Here is a 19,820-nt window from a genome sequence, read left to right as displayed (position 1 = left end):
AAATGTTGATTCAAACCACTCAGTTAACGAAAGATGTAGAAACCAGTGAGGGCATTCTACACATTTTACAAGCGACCGACCTACAAATTGCTGCTGGTGAGACCGTTGCGATTGTGGGTGCGTCCGGCTCAGGCAAGTCAACTTTATTAAGCTTACTTGCTGGGTTAGACCTCGCAAGTAACGGTGATGTTTCTATAGATAACGTAAAACTTAGCGATTTGGATGAAGAGCAACGAGCAAAAGTCCGTGCTGACAAGATTGGTTTTATTTTCCAGTCCTTTTTGCTGATCCCCAGTTTAACGGCGCTGGAAAACGTGATGTTGCCAGCTGAATTGGCGGGTAACAAAGAAGCTGAAAAGCATGCCCGTGAGTTGCTCAGCAAAGTCGGCTTGCAAGATCGTTTGACCCATTATCCGAATCAATTGTCAGGCGGCGAGCAGCAACGTGTTGCCATCGCTCGTGCCTTTGTCGGCACCCCAAAAATCTTGTTTGCCGATGAGCCGACAGGGAATCTTGATGCTGCGACTGGACAGAAAATCGAAGATTTGCTGTTTGACATGAACGAAGCTTCGGGCACAACTTTAGTGATGGTGACCCACGACAGTGAACTCGCGCAACGCTGCCAACGGGTGCTGCGCATGGATGCTGGCAAACTGACTGAGGTGGTGCGCGATGTGGCATAAATTATCGTGGCGCTTGCTGAAGCATGAATTACGCCGCGGTGAGTTGACCATTATGGCGGCAGCAATTGTGCTGTCAGTCACCGCAGTTTTATCGTTAGCACTCTTCACGGATCGCTTGCAAGCAGGACTCAGCGAACGCAGTGCCGAATTTCTTGCGGCTGATCGGGTGTTAAGCTCGCGCCGTGAAGTTAGTGAAGACTGGATTGCACGGGCTCAAGCTGAAGGCTTGCAAACCGCACAACGCGTGGTGTTTAATTCCATGGCATTTGCGGGTGAGCAGCTGGCCTTGGTCGATGTCAAAGCTGTCAGCGACGGCTACCCGTTGCGTGGCGAGTTGCGGGTGGCGGAGCAACCTTACGCGCAAGACCAAGTGGCACAGGGGCTACCAGCGCCAGGCGAAGCTTGGGTCGCAGCAGCGCTGTTTCAGGAGTTACAACTCGAGATTGGTGACACTATTGAGATAGGTGACAGTGCGTTCACCGTCGAAAAAGTGCTGACCTATGAACCCGACGTCGGCTTTTCGGTGTTTACTGATAGTCCCAACGTACTGATCAATTATTCTGAATTGGCAGCAACGGGGCTGATCCAACCTGGCAGTCGCGTGCGCTTCAATATTCTCTATGCGGGGGAACCAGCCGCACTGGCAACTTACGAGGAGTGGCTTACGCCGCAATTAAATGACGATACGCATAATTGGCGTAGTGTCGAAGACGGTGACTCACCGCTCGCGCGCAGTTTACAACGCGCCGAACGCTTTATGTTGTTGGCGAGTTTGCTTGGTGTAGTACTCGCCGCAACCGCGGTGGCTGTTGCTGCACAGCGCTATTGTCAGCGTAATTACGATGTCGTGGCCATTTTCAAAACGCTCGGTGCGCAACGCGCTCAAATTCAGAAGATTTTTATTCTGCATTTGTTGCTGCTTACCAGCTTTAGTATTGCCGTGGGCGTCGCCTTGGGCTGGCTTATACAAAGTCAGGTGGTGGACCTTGTGGCGCGCTATTTTGACGTGAATCTACCGGCCGCAAGTGGGCGAGGCTATTTACTCGCCATCGGCACCGGCTTGGTCAGCGCCGTGATGTTTACCCTGTACCCGTTATTACGCTTAGTCGGCATTCCACCCTTACGGGTACTCAACCGACAGCTGACCGGGACCGATCGGCTGCGCTGGCTGCATTGGGTGGCATCGGGCGGCACCATTTATCTATTGCTGTGGTTGTATAGCCAACAGTGGTTATTGTCGACCGCTTTGTTCGCCGGCGGTGCTATCGCGGCGGTGATTTTGTTATTGGTAGGTCGCTTGTTTATTCGCGCGAGTCGGCAAGCGGGGATGCAAGCTGGCAGTGCGTGGCGCTTGGCGATGGCTGGGTTACAGCGGCGTGCGCAAGCCAACAGCGTGCAAATGCTGAGTTTTTCAACGGCGATCATGTTACTGCTTTTAGTGTTGGCCTTACGGCATGAGTTGCTGGCTGATTGGCAACGGCAATTGCCCGACGATGCGCCGAATTATTTCTTAATTAACGTCGCCGAAGACGATGTTGACGCACTCAAACAGCGCTTTGCTGAGCGCAATGTCGCTGCTGATGACATGTATCCGATTGTGCCGGGGCGTATGACTGCGGTGAATGGCGTGCCAGTGGTCGACGAAGTTAGTAAAGAAGAGCGCGAAAGCGATGCTGAAGTGCAAAGTGAACAGCGTGAAGGTTTCGGTCGTGAACTATCGCTCACGTGGCGCGATACCCTGCCACCCAACAATGAAATCACCGCAGGTGAGTGGTGGGGCGCGAATGCGGAGCCACAAGTCTCTATTGAAAGTGAGGTCGCTGAGCGCATGCGTGTCGGCCTTGGCGATGAACTGGAGTTTAACATCGGTGGCGAAGTGTTTAGCGTACCTATTACCAGTATTCGTGAGGTCAACTGGGGTTCGCTGCAACCGAATTTCTTTATGATTTTCAACACCTCGACTTTGGAAGATTTTCCAGCGTCGTATATCTCCAGCTTTAATCTGCCAGAAGAACGTAAAAGCGAGCTTTATGAGCTGTTTAAGCCGTTTCCGCAGGTATCACTGATTGATCTTGATGCGATCATGGACCAGTTACGTGAGGTGATTGAACAGGTCAGCATTGCAATATTGTTTGTGCTGATTCTGGTCATTGTCGCAGGGATTTTGGTACTCCTCGCACAAGTTCAAGCATCGCTAGAGGAGCGCGAGAAAGAACTGGTGATCTTGCGCACTCTCGGTGCCCCGGCGAAACTGTTGAGTCGTGCGGTGACCTACGAGTTTGTCATTCTCGGTGCCATTAGTGGGTTGATTGCCACGCTGGCAATGGAAGTGTCGTTGTATATTCTGCAAACGCAAGTGTTTGAGCTCGGCGCAACTTTCCATTGGCGGTTCTGGCTAGTGGGGCCGATCGCGGGAGCTGTGATCGTGGGCATTATGGGGCGGCTTGCCTGCGGACGTCTGATCCGCCGCAATACCGCCCAGCTTATTCGACGCCTAGCGTGAGCGGAGCGGTTGGCACTGCAACTTCAAGTTGTGGTGCCAACACTTCGCGCCACACTTGTTCAGCGCGCGGTCGAAATAAACCAAAGTGACCGATGCGTGGCACGCCAACCTCGTCAGGTGTAAGATGTACGCGGCGTAATGGCGCTTGTTTGAAAAACTGATGAAGATGATCGATGTTACGTTTCGCCAATAACTCGTCGTCGCTGAACGATAGACTAATGATCGGTGTTTGCAGCTGCGCATAGTCGTGGTACAGGTTTTCCGCACCGATCAAATAATCCGGCTGTAAACACCAGCGCCGCGACTCCAGCATAGCCGTGCGGGGAACGTTGCCAACGATGCCCAAGCGTGCGCCAGGGAAGTAACCGAAGAGCGGCACCACCCACGGCACAAGCAACCACCACAACACCAGTGATTTATATTTCATTGCCCGTGGCATACCGCGCCAATAACCTACGCCTGAGGCGACAGTGATGATACGTTCAAGGCGTTCGGTGCCTTGCAATAGACCTGACAGTTGGCCGCTGATGCTGTGCGCTAAATACACCACTGGTACGGCGGAAAAATCAGTGTTGGCGCGCTGACAGGCATACTCAATCATCGCTTGTGCATCGAGTCGCGCCCAGTCCAGAATCGATGAATCAAAGTGACGCAGTGATTCTTCTTGCGCTAAACCAATGCCATAATAATCAAAGCCAATGACGTGGTAGCCCTGTTGCGCTAACCATTGGCAAAAGCTGGCATAGTAGCTATGTGGAACCGCCATAGCCGGCGCCATAATGACGACTTTACGTGGTTGTTCGCAACTGTACTCGTGAATATAGATGGTGCGATTGGGCGCGCTGTCAAGCGCTTGACGCTTACTCGAGTTCTTCGGCATCTTTGTCACGATCCGTGTGGTGTTTGAACATATAGGCACCGGTAAAGATAGTGAAAATCAGCGTCGCTCCGAGTGTACCGAACACCTTAAAGTTGACCCAAGCGTCTAAGCTCCAGTACTCAGCGATGTACAGATTTACCGCAGCTAAACTTAGGGTGAAGACGACCCAAGCGTAGGTAAGACGGACCCATGCAAAATGCGGCAGATTGATTTCATCGCCGAGAAACTGTTGTAGCGGCGAACGCTTTTTCCACCACAAGCCAATGAGCAAGAACAGCGCGATAGCGACATAAATAACGCTGACTTTCAGTTTGATAAACCATTCGTCGCGTAAAAACAGCGTGATTGCGCCGAATATCAGTACCACCCAGAGAATAATCCAATGCCGAGGCGTTATCACTTCGCGCATGAATTTCAAGGCGATGATCTGTAATACCGTTCCAAGCATAAGAACAGCAGTGGCTAGAAAAATATCGCCGAGTAAATAAAATACAAAAAACAGAGCGATAGGAAGATATTCGAGCACAAACAACATGATGACTATCCGCAAAAATTTGATGTACTGAGTTTGCCAGAAAAGTTTGTTGCCGACTAGCGACAACGACTAAACTTAGCAGTTACGGCAATAAAGCTCCAACCGACGAGCAGAGGACGTAGTGATGAAACTATTGATAACCGGTGGCACCGGCTTGATTGGCAGTGCCTTGGTAGCGCGCTTGCAAGAACGTTACGAAATAACGGTCACCAGTCGCTCGCCTAGCAAAGCCCAACAACAACTTGGGGCCGGGGTGAAAGTGGTCAAGGAGCTAGCCGAGATCGCCGATATAGGCGCTTTTCACGGCGTAATTAATTTGCAAGGTGAGGGCATTGCCGACAAGCGCTGGAGCGCCGCGCAAAAGCAACGCTTGCAAGAGAGTCGCTGGCAGGCCACCGCCGAACTTGCGCAACGCATTGCCGCTGCCGAGCAGCCGCCCAAGGTGTTGATCAGTGGCTCAGCCATCGGCTATTACGGGGCGCAAGGTGATGAAGTGATGACTGAAGACAAGCAGGTCGACTTGCCAGACGATTTTGCCCATCAGTTGTGTGCCAAGTGGGAAGCGCTAGCGCTACAAGCGCAATCCGCCTCGACGCGTGTCTGCGTGTTACGCACCGGTGTAGTGCTGGCGAGTGACGCTAGCGCACTGCAAAAAATGCTACCGCCTTATCTATTAGGATTAGGTGGACCGCTGGGTCACGGGCGTCAGTACTTTTCGTGGATTCATTTGCAGGACATGGTACGGCTGATTGAGTTTCTATTGGAGACGCCAGATGCACAGGGCATCTACAATGCCACGGCGCCAGAGCCAGTAAGGCAGCAGGAATTTAGTGCTTGTTTGGCAAAAACCTTGCGCAAATCACATTTTATGCGCGTTCCAGCATGGGTAATGAAATTAGCCTTAGGGGAGATGTCGCAAATGTTGCTCACTGGCCAGCGTGTGGTGCCGGCCAGATTGCAACAGCAGGGCTTTAACTTTGAGTTTCCGCAGCTTGCTGCAGCGCTGCGCGATTGTTTGTTGCCTGCTTCATCTGCGTAACGAACGCCGTCAGACGACTTTTCAGTTGCGCTGGATCTGTGTGGTGTTGTTCGATAATCGACACCACTGCTGAACCACTGATGGCACCTGCTGCCCCTGCAGCTAAAGCGGCCTCGACGTGCTCAGGACGGGCGATACCAAAGCCCAACAGCGGCGGCGCGCTATGGGCTGCAGCCAGTGCATCAATGACCGCTTTCGCCGGGCGTTGCATGGCTGTTTCCGCACCAGTGACACCGGCGCGACTGAGCAAATACACATAACCTTTGCTTAATTCGGCGACCCGTTGCAAGCGTTCGGCGCTGGCATCCGGCGGCGCAATAAAGATAGGTTCAATCCCATGGCGTGCGGCAGCACTGATAAAATGTCCACTTTCACGCGCCGGAACATCAGCGATGAGCACGGAATCGACGCCAACTTTGGCACACTTTTCATAAAAGCTTTCGATGCCGGTACTACTGGCCACCAAGTTCGCATATACCAACAGACCGATAGGAATATCAGGATGACGTTCCCGCACTTGCTGCAGCAGCGCAAAGCAATCGCTGATCTTGGTGCCAGCAGCGAGTGCACGAATCGCGGCCTTTTGAATTGTAGGACCATCGGCAACAGGATCGGAAAAAGGTAAGCCGAGCTCAAGCGCATCGGCGCCGCCTTCGATGAGCGCCTCAATAATTTCCAAGCTGAGTGCCGGTGATGGGTCGCCGAGCGTTACAAAGGGTACGAACGCACCTTGATCGGCGGCATTTAAACGCTCAAACATTGCAGCGTAACGACTCATGCTTGGTTCTCCTGTTCCTTGAAAATACGGCGGACGTGGTCGATATCTTTGTCACCGCGGCCTGACAGATTGAGTAATAAAATCTCTGGCGCATCGGCTTCTTGTGCACGACGCACCGCATAAGCGAGCGCGTGTGCTGATTCCAGTGCTGGAATAATACCTTCTTTTTCCGCCAAAAGCTTAAAGGCTTCCAAAGCTTCTTCATCCGTGACGGATTCGTAGCGGGCCCGCCCAATCGCGAGTAAATGCGCATGCTGCGGTCCTACGCCTGGGTAATCCAGTCCTGCAGAAACGGAGTAGCTTTCTTCAATTTGGCCTTCGTCAGTTTGCATCAGGAATGATTTGCAGCCATGCAAAATACCCGGCTTGCCGGCGGTCAGCGTCGCGCCATGATGGGCGGTCTGCACACCTTTACCAGCCGGCTCGACACCGACTAAAGCCACACTAGGTTCATCAATAAACTCAGCAAACATACCGATGGCGTTGGAGCCGCCACCGACGCAGGCAATTACCTCATCAGGTAAGCGTCCAGCTTGCTCAATGATTTGTTGTTTGGCTTCGGCGCCAATCATGCGGTGAAACTCACGCACGATGGTGGGGAACGGGTGTGGACCTGCGGCAGTGCCCAACAGATAGTGTGTGTCGTGGTAGCTTGCGGTCCAATCGCGCAGCGCCTCGTTGACTGCGTCTTTGAGCGTGCCGCTACCGGTGTCGACAGGAACAACTTTGGCGCCCATGAGCTCCATCCGGAACACGTTCGGCTGTTGCCGTTCAACGTCTTTCTTGCCCATGTAAATGGTGCAATCTAGGCCGAGTAAGGCACAGGCCAGAGCCGTTGCGGTACCGTGTTGTCCAGCTCCAGTTTCGGCAATAATGCGGTGCTTACCCATACGTTTGGCGAGCAGGGCTTGGCCTAACACCTGATTGGTTTTGTGCGCACCACCGTGCAATAGGTCCTCGCGTTTTAGGTAGATTTTAGTGCCGTTTGGACTGTCGATAGGCAGGTTGCGACACAGCGAAACCGGGGTGGGGCGGCCCAAATAGTTTTTCAGTAAATCGGCAAACTCTTTTTGAAAGCTTGGATCTTGCTGCGCGTCGACAAATGCGGCTTCGAGTTGGTCGAGCGCAGGAAGAAGAATTTCCGGCACAAATTGACCGCCAAAGTCGCCGAAGTAGGCAGGTAATTTACTCATGATGTGCGTTCCCATACTGACGAATGCGTTGGAATAATTGTAAGATTTTACCCGGGTCTTTTTCACCTTTGCGGCGCTCAACCCCCGAGTTAAAATCAAAACGTTGAATTGCGGTGGCTTGTGCTTGCGCTAAATTGGCAAGGCTTAAACCGCCGGCTAAAGTGCAGCGCGCTAAAGTTGCGGCGTCGAGCTGTTGTAGTAGCCTCCAGTCAAATGTTTCACCACTACCGCCACTACGGTTGTCCAGCAGATAACGATCGCAATCGACCGGCGGTAAGTAGACCGGATTTTCCACACTGACCGCATACCAAACTTGACAGTTGCTTGGCAGCCCTTGGCGCAACTGATGCACATAGTCAGCATCTTCGTGACCATGTAGCTGTACCGCCGCCAATTGCAGCTGCTGCGCGTGGTCAATAACGTTTTGCAGTGGATGATTGGCAAATACGCCGACCCACGCCAATTGCGGAGCGGCACTGATGATGTGTTGCGCTTGTGCGAGATCGACCGCGCGCGGCGATTGCGGTACAAAGATCAAACCGCCGTATGCGGCACCGGCCGCGTGCACCACTTGCGCATCGCTCGGGCGGTTTAGTCCACAGACTTTATGGGCACCGTAAATCAGTTCCCGACAGGCCTGGTCGATATTGGGTTGGGCGGTGAGTGCGCTACCGACCAAAAAGCCGTCAACATAAGGTGCTGCATCGCGAATCGCGGCATGATCAGAGTAGCCGGACTCGGCCACCACAATCACGTCGTTCGCGAGTTGCTGGCTCAGCACTTTGCTACGTTCAGGGTCAATGCTGAGATCGTGTAGATTGCGGTTGTTGATACCAACGATCTTGGCCCCAAGTTGCTGCGCCCGTTGCAGTTCTTGCTCGGTGCTCACCTCGGTTAATACGTCGAGCTCATAGCGGGCCGCAAGTTCAGCGAGTTCGCGATAGCTGGCGTCGTCGAGTACGGATAACATTAGCAGAATCGCGTCGGCGCCGTAATGCCGCGCGAGCAGTACTTGTATCGGTTCAACGATGAAGTCTTTGCAGAGCACCGGAATGTTGACGCTGGCACTGACCGCACTTAAATAGGCGAAATCGCCGTGAAAATAATCGGGCTCGGTCAACACCGAAATCGCCGCTGCGTAGCGTTGATAGACCTTGGCAATCTGCACCGGGTCGAAATCAGGTCGCAGTAAGCCCTTCGACGGCGAGGCCTTTTTACATTCGAGAATAAAGCCACTATCCGGTTGCGCGAGTGCAGCCGCCAGACTGCGTGTGCTCGGCGTCAACTGCGCCGCAAGTTGAGCGACATCAAGGTCGGCAAATTCTTGCGCGATACGGGCGCGGCGATGCGCAACGATGGTATCGAGAATACTTGGCGTGGGTGTGGTTACTGCTTCAGCCACGGTTAAACTCCTGCAATTGTTGGAGATGCGTCAATGCTTGGCCGCTGGCGAGATGTTCCAGCACGGCGGCGGTTGCATCGCGTAAATTATCGGCTTGACCGGCTAAGTACAATAAGCCCGCCGTACTTACCGCTATGGCATCTAAATGGGCTTGCGGTGCGGTGCCCGCCAAAGCCCGCTGTAGCGCCTGCGCGTTAAAGTCGGCATCGCCGCCCTTGAGCGCGCTCACTGGTGCTTGCTGCACACCGAAGTCGCTGGGGCTCAAAGTGTATTCCTGTAGTTCGTTATCGCGTAATTCTACCACTTGCGTACTGCCGTGCAGGGCGATTTCATCGAGTCCCGAGCCATGCACGACCATTGCACGTTGGCAGCCGAGTAACTGTAAGGTTTCAGCGAGGGGACGCAACCAGGCTGGATCATACACGCCTAATTGTTGTACGTCAGGTCGCGCTGGATTGACCAAAGGCCCGAGTAAATTAAACAGGGTACGGGTTTTCAGGGTTTGTCGTACCGGCATGGCATAACGGATGCCCGGGTGATAGTGCGGGGCAAACAAGAAGCAGAAGTTAAATTGGTCCAACTGTTGGGCGGCCACTGCGGGGTCTTGGGTGACCGACAAACCCAAGCTCTCTAACACATCAGCAGAGCCTGACCGTGATGAGACACTGCGATTGCCATGCTTCGCTACGGTAAGGCCCATACTCGCTGCGACCAAGGCCGCTGTGGTTGAGATATTGATGGTATGACTACCATCACCACCGGTCCCACAGCTGTCAACCACAATGCGGTCAGGGCGCTGGAAGCCTTTGGCTGCGCGGCGCAATGCCAGTGCGGCACCGGCCATTTCCGGCGGCTGTTCGCCCCGCATTTTCATACTGGTTAACAAGGCGGTAATTTGAATTTCGTTCAATTCGCCTTTTACCAATCGATTGAACAATTGCTCGGTGGCCTGCATCGACAGGGCTTCCCCTGCCAACAGTTGTTTAATAACTTCCATTACTTCTGCTCCGTAGCGACTAAATAAGAAACGGTTTGGGCCAGCAGCTGACTGCCGCGACCGGTCAAAATAGATTCTGGGTGAAATTGAAAGCCAATGGCGTGATAAGGCGCGAAATAGGCCGCCATAGGGATCACGTCCTGCGCGTTGGCATAGTCAGCCAATACCTCAATGCTTGCCGGTAATTCGTAGCCAGCAAGGCTGTGGTAGCGCGCCACGGGAAGCGGTTGCGGCAAGTCAGCAAAAATTGAATGCGCTTCGCAACGCACGCTACTGGCTTTACCATGCAATGTTTCGCTACAACGGCGCACGTTGGCACCACTGGCTTCGAGTAGTGCCTGAAAGCCAAGACAAATACCAAGCATCGGAAAACGTCCTTTGGCGAACTCGATAATTGCCATCAGGTTGCCAGCATCGCGCGGATGTCCCGGCCCCGGTGATAAACAAATGAGTTGTGGTCCGGCGTAGTCCTGCATGGTGCGCTCGAGGGTCTCGAGACTGACCTGATTGCGATAGATTTTCAGTGGGTAGCCCAGTTGCCGCAATTCATCGACCAAGTTGTAGCTGAAAGAGTCGAAGTTATCGATCAATATGATGCGTGGTTTCATGCGCGAGCTCCTTGCTGAGTGGCTTGAATCGCCGCAATCACCGCGCGCGCTTTGTTCTCGGTTTCGGCAACTTCAGCGGCAGCTTGCGAATCGGCCACTATACCTGCGCCGGCCTGCACATAGGCTTGCTGGTCACGAACAAAGGCGGCGCGAATGACAATACAGGTATCCATGTCGCCTTTACCGTTTAAATAGCCGACGGCACCACCGTAACTACCGCGCCGTTGTTGTTCAAACTGACGAATCAAAGTGGCTGCGCTCACTTTAGGCGCACCGACCAGGGTGCCCATGTTCATGCAGGCACGATAAGCATGTAGCGCATCAAGATCAGCAGCAAGTGTGGCGACCACGCGCGAGACGAGGTGCATCACGTGAGAATAGCGATCGACTTGCAATAAATCGGCGACATAACGACTGCCTGGCTCAGCGATTCGAGCGAGGTCGTTACGGGCCAAATCAACCAACATGAGGTGTTCGGACAGTTCTTTCTGGTCGCAACGTAATTCCAGCTCTAAGCGACTGTCGAGATCGGGATGCAAACTGCCATCGGCACGTTTGCCGCGTGGTCGAGTACCGGCAATTGGATACAGCTCAACCTGTCGGGTCGTGGCCGAGTATTTCAACGCGGATTCAGGCGAGGCGCCAAACAGCACGAAGTCTTCAGCTTGCAAATAAAACATATACGGCGATGGATTACTGGCTTTCAGTTGCGCATATGCGGCCAAACTATCGGGACAAGCGAGCGAAAAAGTGCGCGAGGGGACCACTTGAAAAATATCGCCATCGGCAATGTGTTCTTTTAATTGAGCAATCCACTCACTGTAGCGTTCTGCGCTCGGCGTTGCGCTCACGTCAGAGCTGACGTTTGCTACAATCTTGTCTTGCTGCGGTAACGGCAACTGGCAGTGCGCCGCAATTTCGCCTAAATAACGCGCCAGTTGCGGGTAGTATTCTGTCGCCGCTGGACCGCTGAGTAGGGTACCGAGCAGTTCCGTGGTTTGTGCTTGATGATCAACAATGATGAGAGATTCAGCGAGATAGAATTGATAGTCGGGGCAGGTATTAGGGCCATCGGCAACCTCTGGCAGCTGCTCCATACTGGCAATGTAGTCATAGCCAAACACACCGCCGACAAACAATGCAAACTCGTGAGCTGGGGCGTTATCCGCGGCTTGTAGCTTTTGCAGTATCAGTCGCAGGGGCTGCTCGTTACCGGCGCTGCGTAAGCGCTGCTCTTCATCGAGTTCGGCGGTGCTGGCGTTGAAGTCGGCAAAGTGACAACTGAGTTGGTCTTGGTTCGTTTGTACTTGCGCATAGGTTGCGAGTTGCTCGGCTAAAAATGGCAATACTTGCGCGCCGTTAGCGGTCAACGCTTTAATGCTCACGGTGTTGCCGTTACAGGTAAATTGCAACGACGCCTGCGCCATGATAATGCTTTTTAGATGCTGCCGTGATTGGATCTCGGCGGAATCCAATAACAGCGTGTGTGCTTTATTCGCACAAAGTTGTTCATACAAGCGTTGGGTGTCACCGCTGTATGGCAGCTGCAACTGCAGCGCGTGATAAAATCCAGGTTGTTGAGTAAATTTCACTGCTTAGCCCTCAAATTTGCTGACACGTTGCGGGCACAAAAAAACCCGCTGTGATAGCGGGTTTTTCATCAATTTACGTGTCAAATACGCACAGATGTATCGCCCGCTAGGTCGGGAAATGCCACCACCACTGTACTGCTTGCATTGTGCTTAATTCGACATTCAACATCTTCGTTATTCCAGTTTTTCAATCGTTTTTGGAGAAGTTGTATAAGTTAGCTTCGGCTACCTTACTGAAACTGCCGCGGCCTTGTCAACTAAAAATTAGCGTACGTTATGTTTCAGAATACGTTCTTTCTGCCGCTGCCAATCGCGTTCTTTGACGGTGTCGCGCTTATCGTGCGACTTCTTACCTTTGGCCAGGTAAATTTCGAGCTTGACCAGATGTCGCTTCCAATACATTGCGGTCGCGACAATCGAGTAGCCCTCACGCTCACTGGCGCCAATGAGCTTATCGAGCTCGCGCTTTTTCAAGAGTAACTTGCGCGTACGCTCCGGATCGCAGACCACGTGACTGGAGGCCGACAGCAGCGGCTGGATTTGCGCGCCGAGCAAATAAGCTTCGCCGTCGCGTATGATCACGTAGGTATCGGCAATATTGACCTTGCCAGCACGAATACTTTTTACTTCCCAGCCTTGCAGTGCAACGCCAGCTTCAAATTTGTCTTCAAGGAAATACTCATGGCGCGCTTTTTTGTTGAGCGCGATGGTACCTGAATTATTGGGGGATTTAGATTTACTCATGGCGGCTATTATACGCATCCGATTTAAAAAGAAAATTTGTTTCTGAAGCCATGGGGGAATGGATGATCCGCTGCGTAAATTACGGTATCATGCCGTCATTTTATACGCTGCAGGGAAACCGCATGCCAAGCATTGAAAAAAGTGCATTAGTGCCGTACAGCGATGCCGAGATGTATGCCTTGGTGAATGACATCGAAAGTTATCCAGCATTTGTGCCTGGATGTCGTTCTGCACAAGTGCTCGAAGCGACCGACTCCAGCAAGGTTGCACGGCTCGATATCAGTAAAGCAGGGGTGGGTAAGTCGTTTACCACGCGTAACACCCTTGAGCCGCCGGGCCGCATCGGTATGGAGCTGGTGGATGGACCATTCAAATACTTGCGCGGTGGCTGGTATTTTCAACGCCTTGATGAACAGGCGTGCAAAATTATTTTGCACTTGGAATTTGAATTCGCGAACCGGCTGTTAGGAATGGCATTCGGTAGTATTTTCAATGAACTACAAAGCCGTATGGTGGATGCTTTTGTGCAGCGCGCAGAGCAAGTGTACGGCAGTCGCTAGAGGGCGTCATGGGTCAAGACTACATGCAAATCGAGGTTGCCTACGCAACGCCTGAACGGCAGCAGATTATTCCGCTGCGAGCACGGGTTGGCGCGACCGTCGAAGAATGTATTGAGCAGTCGAAAATCAAACGCTATTTTCCTGAAATCGACTTAGCCGAGCAAAAAGTTGGTATCTGGAGCAAGGCGGTGAAGCTTGATCATGCGCCGCGCGATGGCGACCGCATTGAAATTTATCGGCCGCTGATTGCTGACCCGAAAGCCGTGCGCCGTAAGCGTGCGGAACAAGCCAAAGATGATGGCCGTGCCGATCCGGTGACCGGTGGGCGGCGTCGCGCGCGCGCGGATGCCGAATGACATGAGCCAAACGGTGAAGTTCTATTTAATGCGTCATGGTGACGCCCAACCTGCGCAAGCGCTGCAAGCCGATGCGATACGGCCACTGAGCTCTTACGGTGAGCAAGAAGTGGTGGTGAGTGGCCAGTGGCTCGCTGCTGATATGGCGCAGCAGCAGACGCAAGTTGATTGGCTTATGAGCAGCCCGTTTGTGCGTGCTCGACAAACGGCACAGATCATGCAGCAACAATTAGGCTGTGAAGCCGCAGACATCAACGATGACATCACTCCAGCGGGTAATGCTGAGTTATTTGCTGATTGGTTATTTTCCGAAGTACAACGCCGAGGCGCACATTGCCGCAGCGTATTGATGGTGTCGCACATGCCGTTTGTCAGCTACTTAGTGGCGGCACTCGACACTGCGGTGGAACCTATGTTGTTCCCGACGGCGGGTATTGCTGAAATTGAACTTGATATTGCGCAGTGGCGTGGACGCTTCGTGCGTATGATCGTCGCCGAACCAGCGCAAGACTGACCCCAATTAACTGACGATTACGGAGAACCTTGTGGCAGCACCCACTCATGAACTTACCAGCGTGTTGGATTATTGGCGCTGGGGCGTAAGCCAGTTGCAGCAGGCCGAGGTGTTTTTTGGGCATGGCACAGATAACGCCGATACCGAAACGCAGGTGTTGCTGGCACACGTATTGCACCTGGAACTGCCGCAATTAGAAGTATTTAGCGATGCTACGTTGACGTTGGCCGAGCGCGAAGCCTTTCTCGCTTTGCTCAAACAACGCATCGAAGCGCGTACACCAGCGGCGTATTTAACCGGCGAAGCATGGTTTGCCGGACTGCCATTTAAAGTTGATGAGCGGGTTTTGGTACCGCGCTCACCTATTGCTGAACTCATTGAGCAGCAGTTTGCGCCTTGGCTAAATCACGAACCGCAGCACATTCTCGATTTGTGTACCGGTAGCGGCTGTATTGCTATCGCCTGTGCTTATGCATTCCCAGAGGCCGAAGTCGATGCGCTCGATTTATCGACCGATGCGCTGGCCGTGGCCGAGCAAAATATTGCAATGCATCACCTTGAGCATCGTGTGTTCCCAATGGAATCCGATTTATTTAGTGCGGTGCCTGGGCAACGCTATGACTTGATTGTGACCAACCCACCGTACGTCGATGCCGAAGATATGGCTGATTTACCTGTCGAATTCCATCATGAACCGGAGCTGGGTCTCGCGGCAGGCGATGATGGTTTGGACTTAGTGCGGACCATTTTACGTGAAGCCGCTGACCATCTGACCGAGCAGGGAATTCTGGTCTGCGAAGTTGGTAACTCCATGGTACACCTGGCTGAAGCTTATCCTGAGGTGCCATTTACGTGGTTGTCTTTCGCTCGTGGCGGTGATGGCGTATTCTTACTGACACGACAAGAACTGATTGAACATCAAGATAAATTCTAGGAAAGCAGATGGCAGGTAACAGTTTCGGCGAGCTTTTTCGCGTCACCACCTTTGGTGAAAGTCATGGCGCTGCGTTGGGCGCGATCATTGATGGCTGTCCACCGGGCCTCGAATTGTCTGAGGCCGACCTGCAACGTGACCTCGATCGGCGTAAACCTGGACAAAGTCGCTATACCACTGCGCGGCGCGAGCCTGATCAGGTCAAGATCCTCTCTGGCGTGTTCGAAGGGGTGACTACGGGAACCTCGATTGGCTTGCTGATCGAAAATACCGATCAACGCAGTAAAGACTACTCAAATATTAAAGACCTGTTCCGCCCTGGGCATGCTGATTACACCTACCATCATAAATATGGCGTGCGCGATTATCGTGGCGGTGGTCGCTCTTCAGCTCGTGAAACGGCGTTGCGGGTGGCGGCGGGTGCCATTGCGAAAAAGCTTCTGCAACAGCAATTTGGTTGTGAGTTTTATGCTGGGGTTATGCAAATTGGCCCGCATAATATTGACCGTGATGACGCCGCTTTTGATTGGGCGCAGACGCACGAAAATCCGTTATTTATGCCCCATGCAGACATTGCTGAAGCCACCGGCGAGTATTTGCGTGATTTATTGAAGCAGGGCGATTCCATTGGTGCGCGGGTGCGGCTTGAGGTCACCGGTGTGCCGGTTGGACTTGGTGAACCGGTGTTTGATCGCTTCGATGCCGACTTAGCTAAAGCGCTAATGAGCATCAATGCCGTGAAAGCTGTTAGCGTGGGTGATGGTTTTGCCGTCGCGGCGCAGCGCGGCAGCGAACATCGTGACGAGATCACCCCAGACGGTTTTGTCTCAAATCACGCCGGTGGTGTTTTAGGTGGCATCACCAGCGGCCAAACAGTCATTGCCGAAGTCGCTTTCAAGCCAACTTCGAGTATCACCCGTGAAGGTCGCACCATTGATGTGCATGGCCAACCGCAGACCGTGGTCACTCGTGGTCGCCATGACCCTTGTGTCGGGATTCGCGGCGTGCCGATTGTCGAAGCGATGGCTGCTTTGACGATTGTTGACCATTGGTTGCGCCAACGCGCGCAAAACGCAGACGTATGGAAGTATGGAAAAAGCTGATTACCGTTGCTTGATTGAGCTGTTCGACAACTGTTTTTACGCTGATTATCAGACCCGGCTCGTAGCTGGCGATGATGAACCTCTCTATCAGCCGGGCACCGCTGGCGCTGACCATCAAGTGATTTTCGCGCACGGATTTTTTGCCTCTGCTTTGCATGAAATTGCCCACTGGTGCATTGCCGGCGCTGCACGGCGGCAACAAGTCGATTATGGCTATTGGTATGAGCCTGATGGCCGTGATGCCTTACAACAAGCGCAATTTGAACAGCTGGAACGGAAGCCACAAGCCATCGAATGGTTGTTCTCAGCCTGTGCCGACGCGCCGTTTCAAGTCAGTGTCGATAATTTAGGCGGAATTGAGGTCGATCGCGCCGCTTTTACTGCCGCGGTGCGGGCGCAATTAGTGGCGTATTTGCGCGATGAGACTTTGCCGCCACGGGCTGAGCGTTTTGCCCGAGCTCTAGCAGCGCACTATCAGCAATCCTACAGGAGTGTGGTATGTCAGTTTTTAGCATCGGCCTAGTTGTTAATCCGTTAGCTGGTTTGGGCGGCAGCGTTGCGCTCAAAGGCAGTGATGGTGCGGATACAGCGGCTTTAGCCCAGCAGTTGGGGGCTGAGGCGAAAGCGCCCCAGCGCGCCGCAACGGCGTTGCTGCAACTGACTGAATACACTGACCGTATCAAAATTTACACGGGTGCTGCTGGGCTTGGTGAATTCAGTTGCGAGCTGGCTGGTTTGCCGTATGAAGTGGTTTATCAGGGCGCTGAGCCGACCACTGCCGCTGACACCCAACAGTTGGCGCGCAAGCTAGTGGATGAGCAACACGTTGATCTACTGCTTTTTGCCGGTGGCGACGGCACTGCGCGCGATGTCTACGCCGTTTGTTCTGCGGAACAACCGGTGCTTGGCATTCCCGCTGGCGTTAAAATTCACTCAGGGGTCTATGCGGTGAGCCCGCGCGCCGCAGGCAAGGTGGTCGCGCAAATGGTGCGCGGTGAATTGACCTCAGTGACCCATGCTGATGTCATGGACATTGATGAAGTTGCTTTTCGCCAAGGACAAGTGCGTGCCAAACGTTATGGTGAGCTGTTAGTGCCAGCTGAATTACAATACGTGCAAGCCGTTAAAATGGGCGGTCGTGAGAGTGATGAGCTGGTGTTGCATGACATCGCTGCCGAGGTGATTGAGCGCATGGAAGATGATGTGTATTACATCATGGGCTCAGGCTCGACGGTGGCTGCGGTGATGCAAGAGTTGCAGTTACCGAACACCTTGCTTGGGGTCGATGTTGTTTACCATGGTGAAGTTGTGTTGGCTGATGCGACAGCGCGCCAACTCGAACAATTGATCGTCGATGCACAGGTGCCAGCGCAACTCTTGGTGACGGTGATTGGTGGCCAAGGGCATTTATTCGGCCGTGGCAATCAGCAGTTGAGTCCGCGTTTATTGCGGTATTTGCTGGCGCAGCAAGATGTCAACGGGCTTTGCGCTGTGGCGACCAAACGTAAACTGCAACAACTCAATGGTAAGCCGCTCTTGGTGGATACCGGTGACACTGAACTCGATGATGCCTTAAGTGGCGTCATTCGTGTGATCACCGGTTATCACGATGAAGTATTCTTACAAATTGCGGCGCCGTAATCGCGCTGTTAGTACTGCGAACGCGGTAAATGAACGGTAATGCCGTCGAGTGCTTCGGTCATTTCAATCTGACAGCTCAAGCGGCTGTTCTCTTGCGGGTCGACTGCCATATCGAGCATGTCTTCTTCACGTTCTGACGCGGGCGGGATTTTGTCTTGCCATTCTTTGGCAACGTAACAATGACAGGTTGCGCACGACATAACGCCACCACACTCGCCGAGAATACCGTCGATCATGTTATCTACGGCACCTTCCATTAAATTCTGACCGACTGGAACATCAGCCTCAAACTCGCCGCCATTGGCGTCGATATAAATAACTCTTGGCATTGATTTACCCCAACTAGATGTTTGCTCGACGGTCATTTTAGCACAGCAAATGCCGCCATTTGGGCGCTTTTTTGTGTATAATTCGCGTCTTTTACGATGCGCTAGCTGAATGAGGGGTGGCATGCAGGGCTGGTTAGAAAAGCTATTTAAGATTCAAGCGCAGGGCAGCACCGTGCGCGGCGAAATCGTCGGGGGTGTAACGACGTTTTTGACGATGGCTTACATCATTTTCGTTAACCCTGCGATTCTTGCGGAAGCCGGAATGGATCAAGGCGCCGTGTTTGTCGCTACCTGCTTAGCGGCAGCCATTGGTTGCTTAATTATGGGGCTGTGGGCCAATTATCCAGTGGCACTGGCACCCGGTATGGGCTTGAATGCATTTTTTACCTATAGTGTTGTGCTGGGTATGGGCTACACCTGGCAAACCGCCTTGGGTGCGGTATTTTTCTCTGGCGTGTTGTTCTTTTTACTGTCGGCGTTACGTGTGCGTTCGTGGATAATTAATAGTATTCCACCCACCTTACGGCTGGCGATTGCCGCCGGCATTGGTGCGTTTTTAGCGCTGATTGGCTTAAGTAATGCCAATATTATCGTCGCCCATGACGCCACCTTAGTGTCGCTCGGTGATTTATCACAATTGTCGGTGTTGCTTGCAGGTCTTGGCTTCTTTTTGATTATTGGCTTGGTGGCGCGCCAAGTGCATGGCGCAGCGCTGATCAGTATTTTGCTAATTACCTTTTTGGGCTGGTTATTTGGCGATGTGACCTACACCGGCATTGTCGCAGCGCCACCGAGCTTGGCCCCAACTTTTATGCAGCTTGATATTGCCGGCGCTTTTGACGTGGCGATGTTAAGCGTGATTTTCGCTTTTCTCTTCGTCGACTTGTTTGATACCTCGGGTACCTTAATGGCGGTTGCACAACGCGCCGGCATGACCGATGCGAATGGACGCCTACCGCGGCTTGAGCGTGCTTTGATGGCGGACAGCACCGCCTCGGTGGCAGGCTCGATGTTGGGGACCTCGACCACCACGAGCTATATCGAATCGGCGGCAGGTGTTGCCTCAGGCGGAAAAACGGGCATGGCGGCCGTAGTGGTTGGTTTACTGTTTATTTTGGCGATTTTCTTTGCGCCGCTGGCCGCGATGGTGCCTGCCTACGCAACCGCTGGCGCGATTATTTACGTATCTGTGTTAATGTTGTTTACCTTACGCTCGGTGGATTGGGATGACATTACCGAAGCGGCGCCAGTGGCCGTAGTGCTGCTGATGACGCCGCTCACTTATTCGATTGCCGATGGCATTGCACTAGGTTTTATCAGCTTTGTCGTGATCAAAGCACTCGGTGGTCGCTATAAAGAATTGAATTGGAGTGTCGCGGTGCTCGCGGCACTGTTTGTCGCAAAATTTATTTGGTTGGAGTAACGCATC

General features: G+C 53.0%; 21 protein-coding genes and 1 other annotated feature. Of the genes, 11 read left to right on the top strand and 10 right to left on the bottom strand.

What is annotated here, in order from left to right; genetic code table 11:
* Positions 1 to 2 precede the first annotated feature (2 nt).
* Together ACJ8W9_RS04135 and ACJ8W9_RS04130 are read left to right on the top strand one after the other, a co-directional pair.
* Entirely contained in the window at positions 3 to 683 is a 681-nt protein-coding gene (locus ACJ8W9_RS04135) for an ABC transporter ATP-binding protein (protein WP_411358631.1), read from the top strand.
* A complete protein-coding gene (locus ACJ8W9_RS04130; RefSeq protein ID WP_411360493.1) occupies positions 673 to 3,186 on the top strand; it encodes an ABC transporter permease in 2,514 nt (837 codons plus the stop codon). Before ACJ8W9_RS04135 ends, ACJ8W9_RS04130 begins: the two co-directional genes overlap by 11 nt.
* Here ACJ8W9_RS04130 and ACJ8W9_RS04125 read toward each other — a convergent pair.
* Entirely contained in the window at positions 3,167 to 4,066 is a 900-nt protein-coding gene (locus ACJ8W9_RS04125) for a serine aminopeptidase domain-containing protein (protein ID WP_411360492.1), read from the bottom strand. The two genes, ACJ8W9_RS04130 and ACJ8W9_RS04125, sit on opposite strands and share 20 nt — an antisense overlap.
* Positions 4,047 to 4,601, bottom strand: coding sequence for an inner membrane-spanning protein YciB (locus ACJ8W9_RS04120; RefSeq protein WP_034728915.1), 555 nt, complete (start codon positions 4,599 to 4,601; stop codon positions 4,047 to 4,049). Before ACJ8W9_RS04120 ends, ACJ8W9_RS04125 begins: the two co-directional genes overlap by 20 nt.
* Positions 4,602 to 4,725: 124 nt before the next feature.
* Between ACJ8W9_RS04120 and ACJ8W9_RS04115 the strand changes: the two genes are divergently transcribed.
* On the top strand, positions 4,726 to 5,640 hold the full coding sequence (locus tag ACJ8W9_RS04115) for a TIGR01777 family oxidoreductase (RefSeq protein WP_411360491.1): 915 nt from the start codon (positions 4,726 to 4,728) through the stop codon (positions 5,638 to 5,640).
* On the opposite strand, the gene trpA is transcribed toward ACJ8W9_RS04115, so the two are convergent.
* From trpA to smpB, 7 genes are all read right to left on the bottom strand, one after another.
* The gene (trpA, locus tag ACJ8W9_RS04110) at positions 5,573 to 6,418 is read right to left on the bottom strand and encodes a tryptophan synthase subunit alpha (RefSeq protein ID WP_411360490.1); all 846 of its coding nucleotides are present in this window, start codon (positions 6,416 to 6,418) and stop codon (positions 5,573 to 5,575) included. The two genes, ACJ8W9_RS04115 and trpA, sit on opposite strands and share 68 nt — an antisense overlap.
* Entirely contained in the window at positions 6,415 to 7,611 is a 1,197-nt protein-coding gene (gene trpB / locus ACJ8W9_RS04105) for a tryptophan synthase subunit beta (protein ID WP_411358625.1), read from the bottom strand. Before trpB ends, trpA begins: the two co-directional genes overlap by 4 nt.
* Positions 7,604 to 9,013: a bifunctional indole-3-glycerol-phosphate synthase TrpC/phosphoribosylanthranilate isomerase TrpF gene (gene trpCF / locus ACJ8W9_RS04100; RefSeq protein WP_411360489.1), complete on the bottom strand. Its 1,410-nt coding sequence runs from the start codon at positions 9,011 to 9,013 to the stop codon at positions 7,604 to 7,606. The genes trpB and trpCF overlap by 8 nt, the downstream gene beginning before the upstream one ends.
* Complete coding sequence (gene trpD / locus ACJ8W9_RS04095) at positions 9,006 to 10,010, bottom strand: anthranilate phosphoribosyltransferase (RefSeq protein ID WP_411358623.1); 1,005 nt, start codon at positions 10,008 to 10,010, stop codon at positions 9,006 to 9,008. The genes trpCF and trpD overlap by 8 nt, the downstream gene beginning before the upstream one ends.
* Positions 10,010 to 10,618: an aminodeoxychorismate/anthranilate synthase component II gene (locus tag ACJ8W9_RS04090; RefSeq protein ID WP_411360486.1), complete on the bottom strand. Its 609-nt coding sequence runs from the start codon at positions 10,616 to 10,618 to the stop codon at positions 10,010 to 10,012. The genes trpD and ACJ8W9_RS04090 overlap by 1 nt, the downstream gene beginning before the upstream one ends.
* Positions 10,615 to 12,210, bottom strand: a complete 1,596-nt coding sequence (locus ACJ8W9_RS04085; protein WP_411360484.1) for an anthranilate synthase component 1 — start codon at positions 12,208 to 12,210, stop codon at positions 10,615 to 10,617. Before ACJ8W9_RS04085 ends, ACJ8W9_RS04090 begins: the two co-directional genes overlap by 4 nt.
* Before the next feature lie 35 nt (positions 12,211 to 12,245).
* Positions 12,246 to 12,343 (bottom strand) — a sequence feature (Trp leader region).
* A gap of 131 nt (positions 12,344 to 12,474) precedes the next feature.
* Positions 12,475 to 12,954, bottom strand: a complete 480-nt coding sequence (gene smpB / locus ACJ8W9_RS04080; RefSeq protein WP_034728942.1) for an SsrA-binding protein SmpB — start codon at positions 12,952 to 12,954, stop codon at positions 12,475 to 12,477.
* Between the two features lie 122 nt (positions 12,955 to 13,076).
* On the opposite strand from smpB, the gene ACJ8W9_RS04075 reads away from it, so the two are divergent.
* From ACJ8W9_RS04075 to ACJ8W9_RS04045, 7 genes are read left to right on the top strand one after another with little or no spacing between them, the layout of a single operon-like run.
* Positions 13,077 to 13,514 carry a type II toxin-antitoxin system RatA family toxin gene (locus tag ACJ8W9_RS04075; protein WP_411360482.1) on the top strand — a complete coding sequence of 146 codons (438 nt, stop codon included), beginning with the start codon at positions 13,077 to 13,079 and terminating at the stop codon, positions 13,512 to 13,514.
* Positions 13,515 to 13,522: 8 nt separating this feature from the next.
* Positions 13,523 to 13,870, top strand: coding sequence for an RnfH family protein (locus ACJ8W9_RS04070; protein ID WP_034728947.1), 348 nt, complete (start codon positions 13,523 to 13,525; stop codon positions 13,868 to 13,870).
* A 1-nt stretch (position 13,871) separates the two neighbouring features.
* Positions 13,872 to 14,384: a phosphohistidine phosphatase SixA gene (gene sixA, locus ACJ8W9_RS04065; protein ID WP_411360480.1), complete on the top strand. Its 513-nt coding sequence runs from the start codon at positions 13,872 to 13,874 to the stop codon at positions 14,382 to 14,384.
* 31 nt (positions 14,385 to 14,415) lie between these two features.
* Positions 14,416 to 15,318: a 50S ribosomal protein L3 N(5)-glutamine methyltransferase gene (gene prmB / locus ACJ8W9_RS04060; protein WP_411360478.1), complete on the top strand. Its 903-nt coding sequence runs from the start codon at positions 14,416 to 14,418 to the stop codon at positions 15,316 to 15,318.
* A gap of 8 nt (positions 15,319 to 15,326) precedes the next feature.
* Positions 15,327 to 16,421 (top strand): chorismate synthase, encoded by a 1,095-nt coding sequence (aroC, locus tag ACJ8W9_RS04055; RefSeq protein ID WP_411360476.1) that lies wholly within the window; start codon positions 15,327 to 15,329, stop codon positions 16,419 to 16,421.
* Positions 16,408 to 16,944, top strand: a complete 537-nt coding sequence (locus tag ACJ8W9_RS04050) for an elongation factor P hydroxylase (protein WP_411360474.1) — start codon at positions 16,408 to 16,410, stop codon at positions 16,942 to 16,944. Before aroC ends, ACJ8W9_RS04050 begins: the two co-directional genes overlap by 14 nt.
* On the top strand, positions 16,920 to 18,062 hold the full coding sequence (locus ACJ8W9_RS04045) for an ATP-NAD kinase family protein (RefSeq protein WP_411360472.1): 1,143 nt from the start codon (positions 16,920 to 16,922) through the stop codon (positions 18,060 to 18,062). Before ACJ8W9_RS04050 ends, ACJ8W9_RS04045 begins: the two co-directional genes overlap by 25 nt.
* 8 nt (positions 18,063 to 18,070) lie before the next feature.
* Here ACJ8W9_RS04045 and ACJ8W9_RS04040 read toward each other — a convergent pair whose 3' ends face one another.
* Entirely contained in the window at positions 18,071 to 18,391 is a 321-nt protein-coding gene (locus ACJ8W9_RS04040) for a 2Fe-2S iron-sulfur cluster-binding protein (protein WP_034728963.1), read from the bottom strand.
* Between the two features lie 121 nt (positions 18,392 to 18,512).
* Here ACJ8W9_RS04040 and ACJ8W9_RS04035 point away from each other — a divergent pair, with 121 nt between their 5' ends.
* Positions 18,513 to 19,814: an NCS2 family permease gene (locus tag ACJ8W9_RS04035; protein WP_411358611.1), complete on the top strand. Its 1,302-nt coding sequence runs from the start codon at positions 18,513 to 18,515 to the stop codon at positions 19,812 to 19,814.
* The last annotated feature ends 6 nt before the right edge of the window (positions 19,815 to 19,820 follow it).

The sequence above is a fragment of the Pseudidiomarina salilacus genome (assembly GCF_047323925.1).
GTDB lineage: Bacteria > Pseudomonadota > Gammaproteobacteria > Enterobacterales > Alteromonadaceae > Pseudidiomarina > Pseudidiomarina salilacus.
The sequence above is the reverse complement of the archived record's forward strand: the minus strand, read 5'-3'. Positions and strand labels throughout refer to the sequence as shown.

Coding starts and splice junctions, on each gene's coding strand:
- ACJ8W9_RS04120 (WP_034728915.1), bottom strand. CDS start 4,601: ATGTTGTTTGTGCTCGAATATCTTCCTATCGCTCTGTTTTTTGTATTT.
- ACJ8W9_RS04045 (WP_411360472.1), top strand. CDS start 16,920: ATGTCAGTTTTTAGCATCGGCCTAGTTGTTAATCCGTTAGCTGGTTTG.
- ACJ8W9_RS04090 (WP_411360486.1), bottom strand. CDS start 10,618: ATGAAACCACGCATCATATTGATCGATAACTTCGACTCTTTCAGCTAC.
- ACJ8W9_RS04070 (WP_034728947.1), top strand. CDS start 13,523: ATGGGTCAAGACTACATGCAAATCGAGGTTGCCTACGCAACGCCTGAA.
- smpB (WP_034728942.1), bottom strand. CDS start 12,954: ATGAGTAAATCTAAATCCCCCAATAATTCAGGTACCATCGCGCTCAAC.
- trpA (WP_411360490.1), bottom strand. CDS start 6,418: ATGAGTCGTTACGCTGCAATGTTTGAGCGTTTAAATGCCGCCGATCAA.
- ACJ8W9_RS04135 (WP_411358631.1), top strand. CDS start 3: ATGTTGATTCAAACCACTCAGTTAACGAAAGATGTAGAAACCAGTGAG.
- ACJ8W9_RS04040 (WP_034728963.1), bottom strand. CDS start 18,391: ATGCCAAGAGTTATTTATATCGACGCCAATGGCGGCGAGTTTGAGGCT.
- ACJ8W9_RS04115 (WP_411360491.1), top strand. CDS start 4,726: ATGAAACTATTGATAACCGGTGGCACCGGCTTGATTGGCAGTGCCTTG.
- ACJ8W9_RS04050 (WP_411360474.1), top strand. CDS start 16,408: ATGGAAAAAGCTGATTACCGTTGCTTGATTGAGCTGTTCGACAACTGT.
- ACJ8W9_RS04130 (WP_411360493.1), top strand. CDS start 673: ATGTGGCATAAATTATCGTGGCGCTTGCTGAAGCATGAATTACGCCGC.
- aroC (WP_411360476.1), top strand. CDS start 15,327: ATGGCAGGTAACAGTTTCGGCGAGCTTTTTCGCGTCACCACCTTTGGT.
- sixA (WP_411360480.1), top strand. CDS start 13,872: ATGAGCCAAACGGTGAAGTTCTATTTAATGCGTCATGGTGACGCCCAA.
- ACJ8W9_RS04075 (WP_411360482.1), top strand. CDS start 13,077: ATGCCAAGCATTGAAAAAAGTGCATTAGTGCCGTACAGCGATGCCGAG.
- trpB (WP_411358625.1), bottom strand. CDS start 7,611: ATGAGTAAATTACCTGCCTACTTCGGCGACTTTGGCGGTCAATTTGTG.
- ACJ8W9_RS04035 (WP_411358611.1), top strand. CDS start 18,513: ATGCAGGGCTGGTTAGAAAAGCTATTTAAGATTCAAGCGCAGGGCAGC.
- ACJ8W9_RS04125 (WP_411360492.1), bottom strand. CDS start 4,066: ATGCCGAAGAACTCGAGTAAGCGTCAAGCGCTTGACAGCGCGCCCAAT.
- trpD (WP_411358623.1), bottom strand. CDS start 10,010: ATGGAAGTTATTAAACAACTGTTGGCAGGGGAAGCCCTGTCGATGCAG.